The organism is Okeania sp. SIO2C2 (genome assembly GCF_010692625.1).
Lineage (GTDB): Bacteria > Cyanobacteriota > Cyanobacteriia > Cyanobacteriales > Microcoleaceae > Okeania > Okeania hirsuta.
The window spans coordinates 1-18,879 of record NZ_JAAHGM010000045.1; the positions used below are offsets into that span (position 1 = coordinate 1).

The following is an 18,879-nucleotide window of genomic DNA, read 5'->3' on the forward strand; positions in this document are numbered from 1 at the left end:
TTTTGCTATCGCTTGTTTTTGGCTATCTATTTTTAACGATCGCCTGTTTTTGGTTGTCTGTTTTTTGCTATCGCCTGTTTTTGGCTATCTATTTTTAACGATCGCCTGTTTTTGGTTGTCTGTTTTTTGCTATCGCCTGTTTTTGGCTATCTATTTTTAACGATCGCCTGTTTTTGGTTGTCTGTTTTTAACGATCGCTTGTGAGTCCAATAGTCACTTTTAGCTGACTATTCTATTGCACCATTTTAGATGAAACAGTCCATTACTATAGAAGATTGGGGTGTTACTAGACATACAAAATTACATGGAGTCAGATGTCGTTACATCTTCATGCGCTTACCCACAAAAGACGACCCCAACCCTCGCCGGAAACCCGATAACTGGCAAGAAGAATTTGAGAATGGAGACTTTGCCGATTTTATCCAGCCAATAGTTGATACCCTCGACCTTTACCACAACCAAGGAGTCGATCCTCGTGCTATTGCCATTTCACTAAAACAGTTAGCCGAAAATCATCCAGATGCGGAGTTAGAAATTTTAGCGATGGAGAAACGCGGACGAGAGAATCTTCTACTGCGTCTGGCAACTGCTCTTGGGGCTAACCTTTCTCAGTTGAGTGCTGAATATTTCCAGACCTATAACGAAATAAAAGCTTTAGCTGAGACAGAAGTAAAGGCGCTTTTAGCCGAAAAAGATAATAGAATTTATAATTTAGAGAATATGATAGTAACGGCGTTACAGCGTCCTAGTTTTTATACACAAACTTATCAAAATAAAGGAGATACATTTATGGCTGATGCCCCCAAGAAATATACTAAAAATGAATTCAGTGGGAGTTTTACTGGAGGATTTATCAGCATTGACAAATCTTAAGGTAACCGAATAAGCGGACCAATTTATGCCAACCATGTAGGCGGAATAATTAATAATTATCCTGCCAAACAAAAGCAAAACCTAGCAGATGCAGCAGCACAAATTCAACAGCTTTTACAACAACTCGAACAAAGTTATCCAAATGCAACAGAAATTGAAAAACAGAGTGCTTTAGCTGTAACTTTGCAACAAGAAATCAAGCAGAATCCTACATTCAAAGACAGACTAATTAACGCTTTCAGGGAAGGAGGAATCGAAGCATTGAAAGTATTATTTGGTCCTATTGGGATTCCTATTGAAATGGTCAAAGGTTGGATTGAGGCAGAAGCTTCATAGTTTATCCAAAAAGTAGGTGGTGGCTACATCTTAATCCACCGAATGTTAATGGAACATTTTGCTCAAATGACTGACAAATAACAAAATAAACATTAACTATATAGTAAAGTATTTCTATTGCTACTAAACTATAAATATTGTAAAAACAGACAGTATTTTCTATCAAATCTTTCTCAACTTTCCGAGAATTTTCTTTGAACTAATTAACCACCCCAATACCAATACTCAAACTTATGAATTTACCTCCCGTGAAGTCAAACAATTATCTTTTCGTTTAGATGGTTTATTCCTACCAACTGACAAAAACCCTAATAAACCTTTTTACCTTGTTGAAGTCCAATTTCAACCTGATGATAATCTCTATTATCGTCTATTTGCCGAATTATTTCTCTTTTTACGACAATATCAACCCCCCAATCCTTGGCAAGTAGTTGTTATTTATCCCAGTCGTAATATCGAAAGGGAACAAAATCAGCACTTTGGCAATATTTTAGCCTCAAATCAAGTCCAACGGATTTATTTAGATGAATTGGAAAAAACTGTAAGTAGTTCGTTAGGGGTTGGAGTTGTTAAACTGGTAATTGAGCCAGAAACTCAAGCGATTAATTTGGCTAAATCTTTAATTTCTCAAACCAAAGAGGAAATTATTGAGCCAAAAATTCAACAAGATTTAATTCACCTGATGGAAACAATTATTGTTTATAAGTTACCCCAAAAAACCAGAAAGGAGATTGAAGCAATGTTAGGTTTAAGTGAATTGAAAAAAACTAAAGTTTATCAAGAAGCTTTAGCTGAAGGTGAAGCTAAAGGTGAAGCTAAAGGCGAAGCTGAAGGCAAAGAAAAAGCCCACTTAAAATCTGTATCTAAGATGATTCGTTTAGGTTTAACTTTAGAGACTATTGCTGAATATTTAGATTTGCCTTTAGAGGAAGTTAGAAGATTAGCAAAATTGACTGAACATAGAGATTAAATTTTTTTTAATTTAATTAAGTAGGTAGACGCGAATAAACTTCACTATATAACCAAATTTTGGTGCAGTCTCAACCCTTGAGATTGCTATCCGTTCCGGAATGCTCCGCAAACCTTCCACTTTGTTACAGTCGCAATGACGTACTTGTAAATTTTCCCACTTACCAAAAAATGAGGTCCAAAGCCTCCCCTTTTAAGAGGATGAAAAAAATGTTTAATATCAAATCCGCATAGAATAAAAGGTGTTAACTATATGTATACACCTTTTATTCTATGCGGATTTGGTATAACTCAGTATTTCAAGCCTCCGAGTTAAGTCGGAGGTACTGATAACTGATAACTGATAACTGAAATGACCTACTTATAATCAAATCTCAAAAACAAAAAATCAAAGAAATGGAGAAAGAAAAATTATGTGTGTAACTTGTGGTTGTTCCGGTAATAATGAAATTACTATTACTAATTCTCAAACAGGAGAAAAAATGACAGTAGATAAGCATCATTCCCATACTCATACTCTCCCAGATGGAACTATTATTACTCATACTCATTCTGATAATTATACTCCTGAACATAATCATCAGGAAACGGCAGAAGTTCATGCTAAAATGCACCAAACTACTATTAGTTTAGAACAGAAAATTTTACAGAAAAATGACCTGATAGCTGCCCAAAACCGAGGCTGGTTTAAAGGTCGAAATATTCTGGCTTTAAATTTAGTTAGTTCTCCTGGTTCTGGCAAAACAACTTTATTAACTCGAACTATTAATGATTTAAAATCTGAATTGACTTTTAGTGTTATAGAAGGAGACCAAGAAACTATTAATGATGCAGAAAAAATTCGCCAAACTGGTTGTAAAGTAGTGCAAATTAATACTGGTAAAGGCTGTCACTTGGAAGCGGCAATGGTAGAAAAAGGTTATACAGAATTAAACCCTCCTTTAGATTCAATTTTGATGATTGAAAATGTGGGGAATTTAGTTTGCCCTGCTCTATTTGATTTAGGAGAAAATTGTAAGGTAGCAATTCTATCAGTTACCGAAGGAGAAGATAAACCGATTAAATATCCCTATATGTTTCGAGAAAGTCAGGTAATGATTTTGACGAAAATTGATTTATTACCTTATGTACAATTTGACGTTAATCGTTGTATTGAATATGCAAAACAGGTAAATCCTAATATTAAGATTTTCCAGGTTTCTGCCACAAGTGGGGAAGGTTTAAATGATTGGTATGAGTGGTTGAAAAATCAAATTATTTCTTAGAGAAAATAAGGAAAGGAAACAGAGGAGAAAGAAGACGAAGACTCGCTCGCCAGAGTTATGAATCGCTGTATTTCTTGCTCCTCTCAGGCTTTTGGTGTAAATTTTATAAAATTGTACTTAAAAAAGATAACTATTTCATCCATTTGTCTATAAATATTAACAAGGTATTACGCTAAAATAACACCCATAATTGGGTTAAGCTGTTTCGACTTTCTCAATCAATCTCAGAACTCTTGTACAATAGATGAATAAAACATCAATCACATAACTATAACGTTAGGGTTTTTTGATTTGTCTATTCCTGGAAGGAGGCGATCGCTCTTTTAACTCGATAATCAAATAACTATAACGTTGGGGTTTTTTGATTTGTCTATTCCTAGAAGGAGGCGATCGCTCTTCTCACTCCATCTCAAAACTCTTGTACAACAGATGAATAAAACATCAATTCAATAACTATAACGTTGGGGTTTTTTGTTTGTAGTAGGGCCATTATTAGTGAGAATAATTAACGGAAAATTAAGATTCAATTTTCGGCGTTGCTGAGTGGTAATGATTTTTAGATTAAGTATTAACGCAAAACATAAGTTTTTCAATTTTACCTTCAGCTACTTACCATTACATTTCAGCAACGCCCAATTTTCTAGAGAAAACCCGAACTATAATAACTGCATCTGCTTTTTTGTTACCTCGGGAAAATTTCCAGTAATATCATGTCCGGATAAGGGGTGCATCTCAATGCAAGAATAAAGCCAAAAATTTATCGCTTTTAGGCAATAGCTCCGAAAGGCAACAGGTAACAGGGAATAGGGAATAGGGAATATATAGGAAAAAAGTATTTTTGCAAATATGAGATGCACCCCGGATAAGAGCGTGATCAAAAAAACTTTCTCCTTTTCCTCCTCTTCTTCTTTCTTCTTTCTTCTTTCTTCTTTCTCCTTTTCCTCCTCTTCTTCTTTCTTCTTTCTTCTTTCTTCTTTCTTCTTTCTCCTTTTCCTCCTCTTCTTCTTTCTTCTTTCTTCTTTCTTCTTTCTTCTTTCTTCTTTCTCCTTTTCCTCCTCTTCTTCTTTCTTCTTGCTTCTTTCTTCCCTCCTGACTCGGTCCTCCTGACTCCTCAAATGATAACTGTTTTATTGCCCAGGTGTAATTAATTCAACCATTATATCAGGAGTTAAACGATAGGGATTTTCCCAAAGAATAGCTAAATGAAAACCTAAATGCTCCTCGGTTTGAGCATCAGCTTTTTCTCGAATTTGTCTAATTGATTCACATAAATAACACAATGGTTAAAAAGTTAATATCTCATCAATCAAATTTACTTTTTCCCAACGCTCAATATCAGTTCTTGTCCAAATAACAACAGGGGTTGTAGCTGACAAAATTGCTCTAAACAAATCCTTTCCTGATAGATTGAGGATGAGCGCGAGTAACTTTCAATCCTAAGAAGGAAAAAATCTTAGACTCCGAAACTAAGAAACTATACACCAGGCAAATAAACCACACGGAAACCTCTGTTATTGTTGCAGAAGTCGGCATCCCCCCAGAGACGGAAGGCACTCCGACAATTCCCAGGTTCATCTTCCCAATACCCACCACGCAGTACTCGTATCTTACTATCTCCTCCAGTTTCCCAAGCACTACCATCATTAGGGGCACCTTCATAATTATCGTGTCTAATATCCTGACACCATTCCCACACATTCCCGTGCATATCATATAAACCAAAAGCATTAGGAGGAAAAGTTCCCACATCGGTTGTCTCCCCTCGATATTCACCTTTAGGGGTATCGCCATAAGTATAGTTACCATTATAGTTAACTAAATCGGTCGTTATAGTTTCCCCAAAATAAAAGGGTGTGGTTGTACCAGCGCGACAAGCATATTCCCACTGACTCTCACTGGGTAGTTTGTAGGTTTTCCCAATTTTTTTGGATAACTTTTGACAAAATTTTGTAGCATCGTGCCATGTTACAGTTTCTACAGGGCGCTTTCCTCCTTTAAAGTGAGAGGGATTTTTACCCATAATAGCTTGATATTGGTCTTGAGTAATAGGGTATTTACTTATATAAAAAGGTTGCAGAGTAACTTCATGTTGGGGAGTTTCACAATTATCTGTTTCTACTTCATTTTCTGGGGAACCCATAACAAAACTACCCCCAGGAATAGAAACCATTTCCAACATTACACCTTTACCCAAATCTTCAGTAAAAAATACTGCTTGATGGGAACTACGATTAATTTCTTCACCTTTGCTATTTACTGTTATTACATCAAATGGTTTTGGTGCAATTGGTTTCAACACTAACTTCACCTTTAAATTTGCATCTGGTTTTCCTTTCGTAATATAAAGATTACCTTCCCCCTCGAAATTAAAACCTACTTCCACTTCAGCTTGTTCAATTTCCATATCTTGATTAATTTCTTGCCAAGCTTCAGCAATAGGACGACTAATACTAACTAATATAGGTTTAACTTGTGCAAAACTAGATTTAACATCTTTAACAACATTAGTAGAAATCGGCTTTGCTTCATTATCTGGAACTTCAGCTTCAACCAAAATCCCATCTTCCAGTTTAATTAGTCTGGTGGCCATGTATGTTGATTCCTGAATTTAACTGCTACTCTATTCAAGCACATCACAGTAATTTGTTTTCTGAATTTAGAATAACTCATCAAACAAGCATTTTAATTTTTAGGAAAAGGCGAATATCGCATTTATAAATCTAAAATAGATGAAGCAGAGAAGTTTTGCTAGGGAATATCGGAATTTAGGAACAAAAAAGAGGCAAAAAAGGCTGTAGTAATACCAATAATTCTTGTTGTTTATGAGTAGATGATTATAAGTCTATTCTAAAGTTGGATTCATTTTGGCGATCACATACATAAATGATTTTGATAATTTTGCCTTATTTTCTATTTTGGAGATATCTAATGTTGCGTTCTTTGTTCTGAGAACATTCAATAAATTGTTCTGAAGTTTCTATTGAAGGGTTTTCTATCAAGAGGTTGGTATGGTATTGAATCAGGAAAATGTAGTAAAATTACCATCGATCAAAACTATCAGGGTAATGTTTATGTCTATAGGAACTACAACCAGTGCGAACATGAATGGGGAAGCGGAAAATACTCTTTTTGTATAAATGCAGTTGACAAGTTCACAATTTCTGAAAGTGATAAAGTAAGTTGTAGCGGGAGCAATCAAAAAAGAGTAAGTATGAGTAAATTTTCTGTTTCACCCGGTACAAATATTTGGAATTTTGATTGAGAAAAAAAACGCATATTGTATCAACTTTTTAACATCATATATCTTCTTTTTCAATCATATTCTTTTCTTTCAATACTTTGAGTCAATATATCTGAAATAAAATCTTATTCTGTGATTATATTTGAGCTACATCGTTTATAAGTTATTTGTGTTAATACATCACCAGTTATCATAATAAATAATATTATTTGACAAACCAAATTTATGATCTTGATTTTTTGTCGATGACGTAGCAACAATAGCTCTTTCTAAATCCTGGTTTCAAGGATTATTTGGCTAAAAAAGTGCACGATTATAGGATTTATTAGGTTCAAAACCCTTGCAGTTTAATCGATCAACCTTGGGGAAATTTGGAGACTAGGGGATGAAACAACAGTTTTTTGAATAAATTTCAAGAATTACCAACTAATTTATCCCGCAAATATTTAATGCGATCACGCAATTTAGCTGCCTCTTCAAATTCTAATTTTTTTGCTGCTTCTTTCATCTGAGTTTCTAACTTTTTAATCCACTCTGGTAGCTCCTCTAAAGATAACTCATCCACCTGTTCATACACCTCTTCCAACTGTTGATAATTTAAACGGCGCGACACATCCAAAAATGCCAAAATTGCATTACTTTGTTTTTTTACAATAGGCTTCGGTGTAATATTATTCATCCTATTATATGCCAACTGAATTCCTCGCCTTCTCTCCGTTTCATCTATAGCTTTAATCATACTATCCGTCAAATTATCCGCATATAAAATAGCCTGACCCCGGACATGACGCGCTGCTCTACCAATAGTCTGAATTAATGAACGTTCCGCCCGTAAAAATCCCTCTTTATCAGCATCTAAAATAGCTACTAAAGAAACCTCCGGTAAATCCAAACCTTCCCTTAACAAATTCACTCCAATTAACACATCAAATTCTCCCTCTCTCAACCCCTGCAAAATCTCAATTCTCTGAATAGAATTAATCTCCGAATGCAAATAACGTACCTTCACATTTTGCTCCTGCAAATATTCAGTCAAATCTTCAGCCATCCGCTTAGTTAAAGTAGTAATTAAAACCCTCTCTTCCAGCTTAACCCTTTCCCTAATTTCTCCTAATAAATCGTCAACCTGACCTTCAGTCGGACGCACAAAAATTTCCGGGTCAACAACACCAGTCGGACGAATAATTTGCTCAACAATTCTATCCTCAGACTTTTCTATCTCCCAATCTCCAGGAGTAGCAGAAACCAAAATACATTGATTAACCTTTTGCCAAAATTCCTCAGACTTCAAAGGTCGATTATCTGCAGCACTAGGTAAACGAAACCCATGTTCAATTAAAACTTTTTTTCTAGCTTGGTCACCATTATACATTCCTCGAATTTGCGGAACAGTCACATGGGATTCATCAATAATTAATAACCAATCTTTCGGAAAATAATCAATCAAACATTCTGGTGGTTCCCCTGCTTTTCTACCTGCTAAATGCCGAGAATAATTTTCTACTCCATTACAATATCCCACCTCTCGCAACATTTCTAAATCATATCTGGTACGCTGTTCCAAACGTTGAGCTTCTAACAATTTTCCTGCTTTTTCTAATTCCTCTAATTGCTCTTCTAATTCTGCTTCAATATCATCACAAGCTGCTTCTAATCTTTCTTCAGGAGTAACAAAGTGACGCGCTGGATATACATTTAAAGACTCTAAACTTTGGAGAATATTTCCAGTTACAGGGTCAATATAACGAATAGCATCTATTTCATCCCCAAAAAATTCTACCCGAATAATTCTATCCTCATAAGCAGGTCCGATTTCCAAAACATCGCCCTTAACTCTAAATTTTCCTCGACCTAAATCTAAATCATTTCTAGTATATTGAACTGTCGCTAAATCTCTTAAAATTTGTCGTTGATTAATTTCTTCTCCCACTTGTAACTTAATCGCAGCTTTTAAATATTCAGCAGGCATTCCTAAACCATAAATACAACTAATAGAAGCCACAACAATTACATCTCGCCGTTCAAAAAGTGACCGAGTTGCCGAGTGACGCAACATATCAATTTCATCATTAATAGAAGCAGTTTTTTCTATATATGTATCAGTGACAGGAATATAAGCTTCTGGTTGATAATAATCGTAATAACTAACAAAATACTCAACCGCATTATTGGGAAAAAAATCACGCAACTCATTACACAATTGAGCCGCTAAAGTTTTATTATGAGCTAAAACTAATGTCGGTCTGCCTGCTTTTTCTATCACAGAAGCTATGGAAAAAGTTTTACCAGTACCTGTAGCTCCTAGTAATGTTTGAAAATTATGCCTAGCTTGAATATTAACAGTTAATTGAGCGATCGCTCCAGGTTGGTCACCAGTAGCTTTAAAAGGAGCTTGCAAACAAAATTTTTCCATAATCATAATAAATAATTTTAATCAAAAAAACTGTGGGGGTTCGATTTCTAAGTCCCAGTTTTTGCTGGAGTTTGGCCTCCAAACTCCTACAATAAAATCCTAAATTGTAGCTGAAAAAGTAGAGTATGGGGAGGGTAGTTTACAGGGATATGTTTTTGAGAATTATGCACTTTGGGCGTGGGAGAAATTTTCCACTATTTTTTTGTCTGAATAGGACTTACGCAGAGACTCTACATATAGAGTTAAAACTATTTCGCAATATTTTGAACTCTATAGATCTATAAGATAGTACATTTGCGTAAGTCCTGATGAATAAATACATTTTTGTGGCAATTTTATAATAAAGTCACTACAAAAATTTCCATAGAGCTTGATAAAAGATGAGATTTTGTCTAGTACTGATATTGGGGATAGGAGAAGACTTAAGCTACTAACGCAACGGGATATGTCGTCTGACGCTCTAGCAGCACAGGCTAGCGGATATAATTCAATCATTGCAACGGCAGGAGAAAGGGAGTCATATTTGGCAAAAGCATCAAGAATTCACTCAAAATAGTTATAGGAAGCATCTGTTTGCTACCAGTGTTGATGTCTGGCGGCAAATACAGCCTTGCACAACCAAGAGATTTTCTCGATAGAAGTACGCAGTACCGAGGGATGCATATATGTGGAGAATCCGCCTACATGCAGGGCTTACATGTTCGACGAAATGAATTTGTATGTCTTAATCCCCCCTTGGCCTCGTTTAATCAAACATTTCTCGACGACATAGTTGTTAGTGGGCTTGATATATCACGGAAACAATTCCAAAGGGATGGGAAGAGAATACACATCTGCCCCAGTGGATATGGAATGCGGGGGCTGCACGTAAGCAAAAATTTACTGGCGTGCGCTCCAATAAATTTTACAGATTCAACACTAGTCCTCAGTCAGCCCTTTTTAGACTATGGTACGCAGCGAGATGGCAGACATGTTTGTAATGACAACGGCATAATGGTGGGAATACATGTTTCAGACAACATATTAGTATGTAGAACTGTTTTGCGGCGTTAGTACGCGGAATTATAACGGAACGCCGTTAGATCCAAGTTGCTGAGAAAGCCAACCACAAAACGCAAGGTTTGGACAAAATTTATCCTCTGCTCTATCAACTACTTTTGACCACACCCGGATTTAATCGATAAATACAGAATCACCCATAGCTAGGCCCCAAATTTTGCCTATTCTCTGATTAATGACTTGCTGGAACAAGAACCAAATCTACTGGTAGATAAGCTTCCGGTTGATAATAGTAGTAATAACTAATAAAATATTCCACAGAATTATCAGGGAAAAAATCCCTTAACTCATTACATAATTGAGCAGCTAATGTTTTATTATGAGCCAATACTAATGTCGGTCTGCCAACATTTTCTATCACAGAAGCTATGGAAAAAGTTTTACCAGTACCTGTAGCTCCTAGTAATGTTTGAAATTTATGTCCAGCTTGAATATTAACAGTTAATTGAGCGATCGCTCCAGGTTGGTCACCAGTAGGTTTAAAGGGAGCTTGCAAACAAAATTTTGCCATAATAATTTTAGCAGTATTTATATTAGAGTTGTTGGGAATTAAGCGAAAAAAATGGCTAAAACCCTTATTAGTCAAAGTTTATAGCGTTTTTGAGGCCTAAACTCCTTAAAAGCTTACTATATAAGCTTTTGAGCATTGTTCAATTCTTATTTCCCAACAACTCTATTATTCTCAATTGTATATTTTAATTTCAAACTTAGGAGCCATGTAAAAATAAGTTGTACAAATTTTATCTGGGATAAATTGTGAAATATAGCTTCTATCAAAAAAACTGTTCAGGTTATTTTTGCACGAGTCCTTAGGATTAATGCCACTATATTCGGTAAACTTATCCAATTTTCGCCAGTTGATGTCCCTCCATTCATACATCGGTTTTGGTTCCGTGTTCATAAATCTACAATTACATCTGTGCTAAAAATCTTGCTTTCAACTTTAACCTACCTCTCAACCGCACTAGGAGTAAACCGAACTTCTATCCGACGTCTGCTCTGATTTGGATTACGATTTGCCCCCGCAAAATCTCCCCCAGGGTTATATAATTGTGCTGCAGAATAAGCTCGAAATTTTAACCCCAATTCTTTCAAACGAGGGTTTTTTTGAAGTTCTTGTACAACAGATAAAGCACGCATCAAACCTAAATCTGCATTTGAACCTGGTACTAAACTATTAACAGATTCATTACCCTTAGCAACTTGTTCTAACTGAGTATCTAAATTACTTCCACTTCTCTGATTTACTTGACCATCAGTATGACCTATTACTTCAACAACATAACCTTTATATTCCTTAGCAAAATCCTCTATTTGTTTGATTAAATCTCCCTCAATAAAACTTTTTAAATCTCCCGATATTTCCGCACTTCCTGATTCAAATCTTCGAGACTTAGAATCTCTAATTACTATCACAGGTGGAGACTTCAATTTTTCAATTTCTGTTTCTAGTTGTGTGACTCTATTTGACTTTTGCTCTAGTTCATTTTCAGAGGTAGTTACTAATCCTTGTAATTTTGTTACTTGATTTTGTAAGTTACCAATTTGTCCTTGTAATCCTGTTACTTCACCAGTCTTTTGTTGAATTTGATTTTGTAAATTAGTAATTTCTTGTTGCAGTTGTAGGGCGCGATTTTCGTTGGCATCAGAAATTGACTCTATAAACAGAGATTTAATAATAGCTAATAGCAATAATAAACTTAATATCATAAAAGAGTTAGACATTAAGTCTGTAAATGCAGGCCAAATTTCTAGGTCGCGATTATCTTCAATAAGTCGTGAACGATGACGCATAATTATTTTAATTCCTATTAATAATCAAATTATTAAATATATTAGACTCCTGGCAAAAGTCGGGAGCAGGGAACAGCAGTGCGACCCCGCGACGACTACAGTCGCAAGCGGTCGAGGGATGGCGTTTTGCTCCGCAACATGTAAAGTGTTAGCGTTTGCGCAGCATGACCATAGGAAAGCTCCTCGGGAGGAGGAAAGAGGCAGCGACTCTGTCAAGAGTGGGTCTCCTCGCTGTCCGACCATCGACCAAGAGAGGGAATGCGCACTCCTGTGAGGGAGCAGGGAACAGAGAACAGGGAAAACATAGCAGAAAACATAAATAGACATCTGGTAAAAATCAAAAATCAAATCAATTCTTATCCATAAATTATCAGGTAGTCCTGCATGGGTTTTGGTGAGGATATATATTTTTTTATTTTTCCCACACTCCCGATCCCCCCATCTCCCAAAATTCCCCTCCACCGGAGGGGTTAGGGGTGGGTCCCCATCTCCCCACACTTCCTTTACCATTATATGCACCACCACCAATTATCAATTATTGCTCCCTGTTGCCAGATGAGCTATTGCCTGTTGCCTCTTTTCTGGAGATGTCTAATGTATAGAGATGCTTAATAAACAAGGGTTGAAGAAGGAGACAGGAGACAGGAGACAGGAGACAGGAGGAAAATTATATAAAATCCGGTTGAACATTCGTCATTGCGACGACAGGAAGCAATCTCAGGAGTGCGCGGAGATTGCTTTCCTTACGGAATGCTGCGCAAACCTTCCACTCCGTTCCAGTCGCAATGACTTAGGTATATTAATTATCCGGATTTAATATTACATGGGGATTCGCTCCCCCAAGTAATTTTGAACACCCCCGTTGACGGTGGGGTATTAAACCCACAAAGAAAATGATAAAAAAAGATTTATTTTTTACTTTGGCAATAGTTCTATTTGTAGATAACTTATTTCAATAATTGATAATTGATAATGGATAATTGATAATTACCTCTCCCTAAAAGGAAGAGGATTGAATAAAAGGAAAATTTTTTTCTTGTTTCTCCTTTAAAGGAGAGGCTTTAAACCTTAATTATTCGGTAAAAAAAAGGGGTACTTAAAAGTCTTGAGCTTGCCAAGAGAAGGTTTGAAGCAGCGAGCTGTCACACCTATTTATTTGCTAATTTATCGATAGTATGTGTCAACCGATAAATTTCATTTTTAGTTTCTTGCATTTGATTGATATATTCCTGTAAATTTGTGGCGATGACGCTTAAATGGGAATTATTCAGATTAGCTTGATTACTCATACCTTTCCCTATTTGGTCTCCTAAAGATTTAATGCTCTGACTAATACCATCTGTAGAATTATTCAAGGCATTTGCTAAAGTTTTTAGTTGAATTTGTACTTCATCTAAATTATCTGCTTTAGATACTACTCTTCTTTGTAAACTATCCAGAGTTCCCACTGCTAATTGAAAACCTTGTGATGCTTCTTGTAATTGTCGAATCATCTCAGCTAAAGATTTTTGATTACTTTGATGAGATTCTAATAGTTTTAATGAAGTTTGATTATTACTGGTAATTTGTTCTCCAAATTTTGCTAGTCTCTTACTATATCCCTGTAGTTCAATTACTACTATTTCTATTGCTTGAACAGCAGTAGCTAGAGTCGAAGTTGATTGAGAAAAATTACTTTGAATATTGGCTAATTGTGCTGTTGAATTAGCTAACTTTTGCGGAAATTGACTATGTTCAAATATCTGTGCTATTTCTAGAAATCTATCCCCTGCTATCTGAAAATCTTTAGAACTTTTTGCCACTGTAGCAGCAGCTTCTCCTAATCGCACAAAAGTCTGTTCTGCTAATTTACTGGTAGTAGTATTAGCATTATGAATTTCTTGAATTTTATCTTGCAGAGCTGACTCTACTCCTACTCTGACTGTTTGACCAAATCTTGTTAAAAATCCTTCAAAAGAATAAGCAACAGCTTTTACTACTTTATCAAGCTGAGTTTGACCTTCTATTGTTTGTAAGTAAATGTTATCTAAATAGTCTTCTATTGAACTGATTAATCTAGTTTTGGCAAGGCTAGTATTAAAAATGAAATTAACTGATGTAACTACTGCACTAAATAATATTGCTACTAAGCTGCTAGTAAAGGCAATTCCCATGCCTTGTAATGGTACTTGTAATTCCCTGAGCAAACTACTAACATCAGTAGCATTAGTATCACTAACTGTTTGACTTAAAGAAGTCAAGTTAATGGTAATGCCGATAAAAGTACCTAATAATCCAAAAGACACCAGTAGATTAGGTAAAATTCGACATAAATATTCTATTTGTTCATAAGATATTAATCCAAATAATCTTTGTCTACTATAAACTTGGTCTATTAATGCTCCTGTATTAACTTGCTCTAGTTTACTACTTGCATCTGTAAATCTGCCCTCTAAATATTCGATAAATCTTGGCTTATTTACTGACTGCTGATTAATTAGTCTTCTAACTTTATTTCCTTGATTTACTAAGTCAAAATGAAGTACAATTCTTAATAAGATAGCAACTACAGATGGAACAATTACTAAAACAATTACTAGAGGGATTAAATAAGATGGTATTGGTGGCATAGTAACATCTCTGATGTTTCAATAGTTAATTAATTGAGAATTATAATAATTCTGCTTATCTCTCGATATCAGTCAATTCTAAACAAAGCTAGTGTAAGAGCAATATAGTATTCAATAATTACTAATAGATAAATAGAGCAGGCAAAAAAAAGACGTTGCATTTTTAATCAAAAAACTCCTAAAAGCAATTAATATAAACTTTTGAGCTAATTTACAATTTGATACATAGTGCCCAAAAATTACTATGTTCTACTTAATGAATAATTGGTAAAAGTATTACTTACAATTGCTTAAATTAAGACAACAATTTTGACAAATCTCGGTCTATTAGTTTTTGTAATTTTATGATATCAGGTTTATACATCTCGAATATGACTTTTCTCATTTCTGAGGGTAGAGGAGGCCGAGATAAATTTCGACTTATTAGATTTGTCCACAATGCTCTTCTTTTTTCACGGTTAGGAAATAAAGTTCTCATAATTGGACGTCAAGCTTTTCTAAGGAAATTATCTTTATAAATAAAATTATAAATAGTCTGATTTTTTGGGATTCCTGAAGAAGCATCTTTGAGGTACAAAGCTACTGTCTACATTTAAAAATGTAAATATATCCTTGACAACCTTTAGAGGATCTGAGGTAAAATCTTCAAATAAGAAAAGTTTAGTATTTTGACGGTCAAATATATCAAAATATTTTTTTAGGTAATAGTAGTACAACCCTTTTTCAAAATATTGCTCGGGATATCCTTGCTTTTGGTCAGCTTCTATTGCTTTTAACAAAGATTTTTCACCTTCGTGTTTATTGTTTCTTTGATTAAATAAATAATCAGAATAGACACGAGACACAGGAACGCGTAATCAAGCAATTAATTTAACATCAGGTAATCTTGATTTAATTACTAATAGGAGCTTGTTCATTAGCTATGTAAGATACAGAAGCTTATCCAATAGCTTTCTCTTGTGCTTTTCTAAACCAATACTTGTACCAATCTATAGTATAAACTGTAATCTTTCCTTTTTGATTAGTTATAATCCTACCTTCATCATACAAGAAAAAATTAGGTTCTTTCTTTTTACTAATAAAAATATCTGGATGCTGAACAAGATAGTTACAAAGGGAAGTAGAGCCTGATTTACTAGAGCCAAAAATAATAAAATTAGGTAATTTATGATTTAGACATAATAACTAATTTACTACAAATAATCACTACATACTAACATATAGCGTTTCTCAAGTTACTGAGATACAGTTGTTTTTCTATTCCCTACTCCCTACTCCCTAAAACACAGGAATTTTGTACCTCACGCTTCTTGGAAATTGCTATAGCTCTTTTTGTTATTGTTGAAAATAGAGTTTATTAGTAAAAATTAAGACTTTTGTTTGATATTCATAGAGTAACTTTAATGCCAGATATTAGAACAATAATTACTAAAAAAATGGAGAGAGGGGACAGTCATTAGTCCCTAATATTTGATATTTGAGCAATGACTAATCTCCCTCACCATTACCTGCAATTTGATTGGCTTCCCAAGGCCCGAATTTAGATTGATAATAGGCCAATATTTGGTCTACTTTTTGACGGACAGCATCTTCAGCATCTTCTGTATACTCTAAGCACAGACTTCCTATTTGGCTTTTTTCATAGTCAAATGGTTCTGAGACAGGAAGAAAAAATAAGTCCACTTCTACTTTGCCGACTTGACGCAAATGAGCTGCTACTTCTCGATATACTGCTAGTGGTAGTCCTTGACAGCTAATTTGATAACGTTGTTGTTTTTGTTTCGCAGTCTGCATCTTGATATTTACCTTCCCAATATATCGCCCTCTAAGCTATGATCTACAAATTGTTCCGTTGTATCTGGTAAATTACAACAGTTGATACTATCTAAACATACTTTGCCCCACTGCAAAGCCCAACGAACCAGTTCTACTCGATTATGGGTTGAAGTCTTACTCAGAATATTACTGATATGATTATCTACCGTTCGCTTACTAATTTCTAGCTTCTCGGCGATTTTTTCATTAGTCAACCCATCTGCCACTAGCTCCACAACTTGAAGTTCCCTTTCTGAAAGGGATATTTTGGTTTGAGACTCGCAACCAGTCATAACTTTTGTCTATATATGTATATCTGCCTAATTATAATTTTAGAGACATCTTGACAAAATTCACCTTAATGACAATCTATAAGTGGGAAAAGTATGAAAAAGCTGAGGGAGGATAAAATTAGTTAATTATGTTTTTTCAAAAAAAATTATTGATTTTAAATATACCTTAGATTTTAATCACCACTAAAATATTCCGAATTTCCCTACCTATATATAACTTGAGATACTCTAATCAATATGACCCATCTTCATGTTCTCTGTCTCGGTGAAATTTTATTTGATTGTTTGGCCGACAGACCCGGAATACCTCTAAATCAAGTTCAATCTTGGACAATCTACCCTGGTGGTGCCCTGGCCAATGTTGCTTGTGGTTTAGTCAAACTAGGGACTCCTACTGCTCTAATTAGTGCAATAGGTCAAGATACAGAAGGCAAAACACTGGTAAAATTTTTGCAAGAAGTTGGAGTAGATACTACTGGTATCCAGCAAAATTCTGACGCACCAACACGAAAGGTCTATGTCTTACACTCTACAACAGGGGAACGTGAATTTGTTGGTTTTGGCGATCGCCAGACAACAGAATTTGCTGATACCCATTTACAAGCTGAACTTTTGCCAGAATCTTTATTTTTAAATGGTGAGTTTTTAATATTAGGAACCCTTGGACTAGCTTACCCTGAAACTAGACAAGCAATTTACCAAGCTCTTGAATTGGCTGACCAATACCATCTCAAAATCATGGTAGATGTCAACTGGCGTCCTTCATTTTGGCCGAATCCAGATGAAGCTAAAGAGCTTATATATTCTTTACTAAAAAGAGTGGATTTTGTCAAACTCTCTATAGAAGAAGCTGAATGGTTATTTGAATCTACCGAACCTGCTGCAATTACTTACCAATTAAATTCAGTGGAAGGCACATTGATAACTGCTGGCGATTTAGGTTGTGCTTACTACTTGTCAGAAAATGAAGGGAAAGTACCAGCTTTTTCAATAGATGTGGTGGATACTACTGGTGCTGGTGATAGCTTTGTCGCAGGTTTTGTACATCAGTTGCGTCAATATGGTATCCGTCAACTACAGCAACCAGGGGTAGCAAAAAAGATTGTTACTTATGCTAGTGCGGTGGGTGCTTTAAGCGCTACTAAAAAAGGAGCGATGTCTGCTCAACCTACTGTAGATGAAGTTGAGGCATTTTTTAGTAGCTATTTGGGTAACAAAGATAGATAATTAAAGACGACTTCAGTAGAGGTTATTGGCCTTTCTGAAGCTCGTTGTCAAATAAATTATCACAGTTTCAGTAGAGGTTATTGGCCTTTCTGAAGCTCGTTGTCAAATAAATTATCACAGTTTAAAAATAATGGGACTTTTCGATCAAATTGTTGGTGCTATTAATAACCCTAATCAAGAAGCTAGTACGAGTCAATTGAGTAGTATTCTTGGTACAGTGCAGCAACTAAGCGGCAATCTCGGAGGAGATTCTGGTGCAACTCAAGTTGCTATGTCAATGTTGAGTGGTTATGTACGTTCAGCTTTACAGCAGAAGCGAGAAGAGTCTGGTAATGGAGCAGTTCAAGCAATTATCAATCAGTTTGCAGGTACAGATCCTAATCCCCAAGCTGTTGAATCTCTATTTTCAGCTAATCAAATTACTGGAATTGTTCAGAGTATATCTGAAAAAACAGGTTTTGACCTCTCACAAATCCAGAATTTATTGCCTACTTTAGTGCCACTAATTCTGAATTTATTGAAAACGGGTAATGACACTCAAAATCCTAATCAGGCATCTAATAATGTTTTAAATAGCTTTTTGGATGCTGATGGAGATGGGGATGTTGATATTTCAGATATGATGGGGATGGCAAGTCGTTTTTTGAAGTAAAGGAAAAGTGTTAGGTTTTAGGTGATTGAAGAAGGAAGAAGGCAGAAGGCAGAAGGCAGAAGGAAAAATTGCATGGGGATTAAAACCCCAAATAATTTTAAGGACTCCTGTTGACGGTAAGGTATTAAATCTGTGAAAGAAAAGATAATATTACTACTTTTACTAAACTATTCAAGGCAGTAATTTTATCAAATTTATTTCTAAGTTGCATAGAATAATATCTCGATCGGGGTTGACTGTAGATACAGATAGACAAGTTAACTAGCTATTAGCTTTTAGCATTCAGCTATCAGCTTTTTGAGCTGGGGATAAATAAGTTGCAAAAAGACTTTA

18 protein-coding genes and 1 pseudogene are annotated in these 18,879 nt (G+C 35.3%); 8 read left to right on the plus strand and 11 right to left on the minus strand.

All coding sequences use genetic code 11. The features are described 5' to 3' along the window. Positions 1–249: 249 nt before the first annotated feature. The 4 genes from F6K18_RS26250 to hypB all read left to right on the plus strand — a co-directional run bounded on the left by F6K18_RS26250 (position 250) and on the right by hypB (position 3,443). On the plus strand, positions 250–873 hold the full coding sequence (locus F6K18_RS26250) for a hypothetical protein (protein WP_287525227.1): 624 nt from the start codon (positions 250–252) through the stop codon (positions 871–873). Positions 874–1,056: 183 nt separating this feature from the next. Further along, positions 1,057–1,209 carry a hypothetical protein gene (locus F6K18_RS26255; protein ID WP_287525228.1) on the plus strand — a complete coding sequence of 51 codons (153 nt, stop codon included), beginning with the start codon at positions 1,057–1,059 and terminating at the stop codon, positions 1,207–1,209. A gap of 154 nt (positions 1,210–1,363) precedes the next feature. Next, positions 1,364–2,179, plus strand: a complete 816-nt coding sequence (locus tag F6K18_RS26260; protein WP_287525263.1) for an Rpn family recombination-promoting nuclease/putative transposase — start codon at positions 1,364–1,366, stop codon at positions 2,177–2,179. Positions 2,180–2,591: 412 nt separating this feature from the next. Continuing rightward, positions 2,592–3,443 carry a hydrogenase nickel incorporation protein HypB gene (gene hypB / locus F6K18_RS26265; protein ID WP_287279655.1) on the plus strand — a complete coding sequence of 284 codons (852 nt, stop codon included), beginning with the start codon at positions 2,592–2,594 and terminating at the stop codon, positions 3,441–3,443. Positions 3,444–4,099: 656 nt separating this feature from the next. Here hypB and F6K18_RS26270 read toward each other — a convergent pair. The 3 genes from F6K18_RS26270 to F6K18_RS26280 form a co-directional block, all read right to left on the minus strand. Beyond that, on the minus strand, positions 4,100–4,558 hold the full coding sequence (locus F6K18_RS26270; protein WP_287525229.1) for a hypothetical protein: 459 nt from the start codon (positions 4,556–4,558) through the stop codon (positions 4,100–4,102). Between the two features lie 12 nt (positions 4,559–4,570). Then, entirely contained in the window at positions 4,571–4,723 is a 153-nt protein-coding gene (locus tag F6K18_RS26275) for a hypothetical protein (RefSeq protein WP_192901087.1), read from the minus strand. A gap of 194 nt (positions 4,724–4,917) precedes the next feature. Continuing rightward, positions 4,918–6,033, minus strand: coding sequence for a CU044_2847 family protein (locus F6K18_RS26280; RefSeq protein WP_353735177.1), 1,116 nt, complete (start codon positions 6,031–6,033; stop codon positions 4,918–4,920). 390 nt (positions 6,034–6,423) lie between these two features. On the opposite strand from F6K18_RS26280, the gene F6K18_RS36880 reads away from it, so the two are divergent. Beyond that, positions 6,424–6,705, plus strand: a complete 282-nt coding sequence (locus tag F6K18_RS36880; RefSeq protein WP_353735178.1) for a DUF1036 domain-containing protein — start codon at positions 6,424–6,426, stop codon at positions 6,703–6,705. Between the two features lie 391 nt (positions 6,706–7,096). Here the strand turns inward: F6K18_RS36880 and uvrB are convergent, their stop codons facing one another. The 4 genes and pseudogenes from uvrB to F6K18_RS26305 form a co-directional block, all read right to left on the minus strand. Then, a complete protein-coding gene (gene uvrB, locus F6K18_RS26290) occupies positions 7,097–9,097 on the minus strand; it encodes an excinuclease ABC subunit UvrB (protein WP_287525264.1) in 2,001 nt (666 codons plus the stop codon). 1,261 nt (positions 9,098–10,358) lie between these two features. Further along, positions 10,359–10,667: pseudogene (locus F6K18_RS26295) on the minus strand (DEAD/DEAH box helicase family protein); the annotation flags it as partial. Positions 10,668–11,104: 437 nt separating this feature from the next. Next, positions 11,105–11,950 carry a hypothetical protein gene (locus tag F6K18_RS26300; RefSeq protein WP_287525230.1) on the minus strand — a complete coding sequence of 282 codons (846 nt, stop codon included), beginning with the start codon at positions 11,948–11,950 and terminating at the stop codon, positions 11,105–11,107. Positions 11,951–12,362: 412 nt separating this feature from the next. Further along, positions 12,363–12,485: a hypothetical protein gene (locus F6K18_RS26305; protein WP_287525231.1), complete on the minus strand. Its 123-nt coding sequence runs from the start codon at positions 12,483–12,485 to the stop codon at positions 12,363–12,365. 69 nt (positions 12,486–12,554) lie between these two features. Between F6K18_RS26305 and F6K18_RS26310 the strand changes: the two genes are divergently transcribed. After that, a complete protein-coding gene (locus tag F6K18_RS26310) occupies positions 12,555–12,767 on the plus strand; it encodes a hypothetical protein (RefSeq protein WP_287525232.1) in 213 nt (70 codons plus the stop codon). Positions 12,768–13,098: 331 nt separating this feature from the next. On the opposite strand, the gene F6K18_RS26315 is transcribed toward F6K18_RS26310, so the two are convergent. The 4 genes from F6K18_RS26315 to F6K18_RS26330 all read right to left on the minus strand — a co-directional run bounded on the left by F6K18_RS26315 (position 13,099) and on the right by F6K18_RS26330 (position 16,667). Continuing rightward, complete coding sequence (locus F6K18_RS26315; RefSeq protein WP_287525233.1) at positions 13,099–14,559, minus strand: hypothetical protein; 1,461 nt, start codon at positions 14,557–14,559, stop codon at positions 13,099–13,101. Between the two features lie 524 nt (positions 14,560–15,083). After that, positions 15,084–15,404: a hypothetical protein gene (locus F6K18_RS26320; RefSeq protein ID WP_287525234.1), complete on the minus strand. Its 321-nt coding sequence runs from the start codon at positions 15,402–15,404 to the stop codon at positions 15,084–15,086. Positions 15,405–16,047: 643 nt separating this feature from the next. Beyond that, a complete protein-coding gene (locus F6K18_RS26325) occupies positions 16,048–16,353 on the minus strand; it encodes a hypothetical protein (RefSeq protein ID WP_124154799.1) in 306 nt (101 codons plus the stop codon). A gap of 8 nt (positions 16,354–16,361) precedes the next feature. Next, positions 16,362–16,667, minus strand: a complete 306-nt coding sequence (locus F6K18_RS26330; RefSeq protein ID WP_287525235.1) for a response regulator transcription factor — start codon at positions 16,665–16,667, stop codon at positions 16,362–16,364. A gap of 237 nt (positions 16,668–16,904) precedes the next feature. On the opposite strand from F6K18_RS26330, the gene F6K18_RS26335 reads away from it, so the two are divergent. Continuing rightward, positions 16,905–17,894, plus strand: coding sequence for a carbohydrate kinase (locus F6K18_RS26335; protein WP_287525236.1), 990 nt, complete (start codon positions 16,905–16,907; stop codon positions 17,892–17,894). Between the two features lie 130 nt (positions 17,895–18,024). Next, entirely contained in the window at positions 18,025–18,546 is a 522-nt protein-coding gene (locus F6K18_RS26340; RefSeq protein ID WP_287525237.1) for a DUF937 domain-containing protein, read from the plus strand. Positions 18,547–18,879 lie beyond the last annotated feature (333 nt).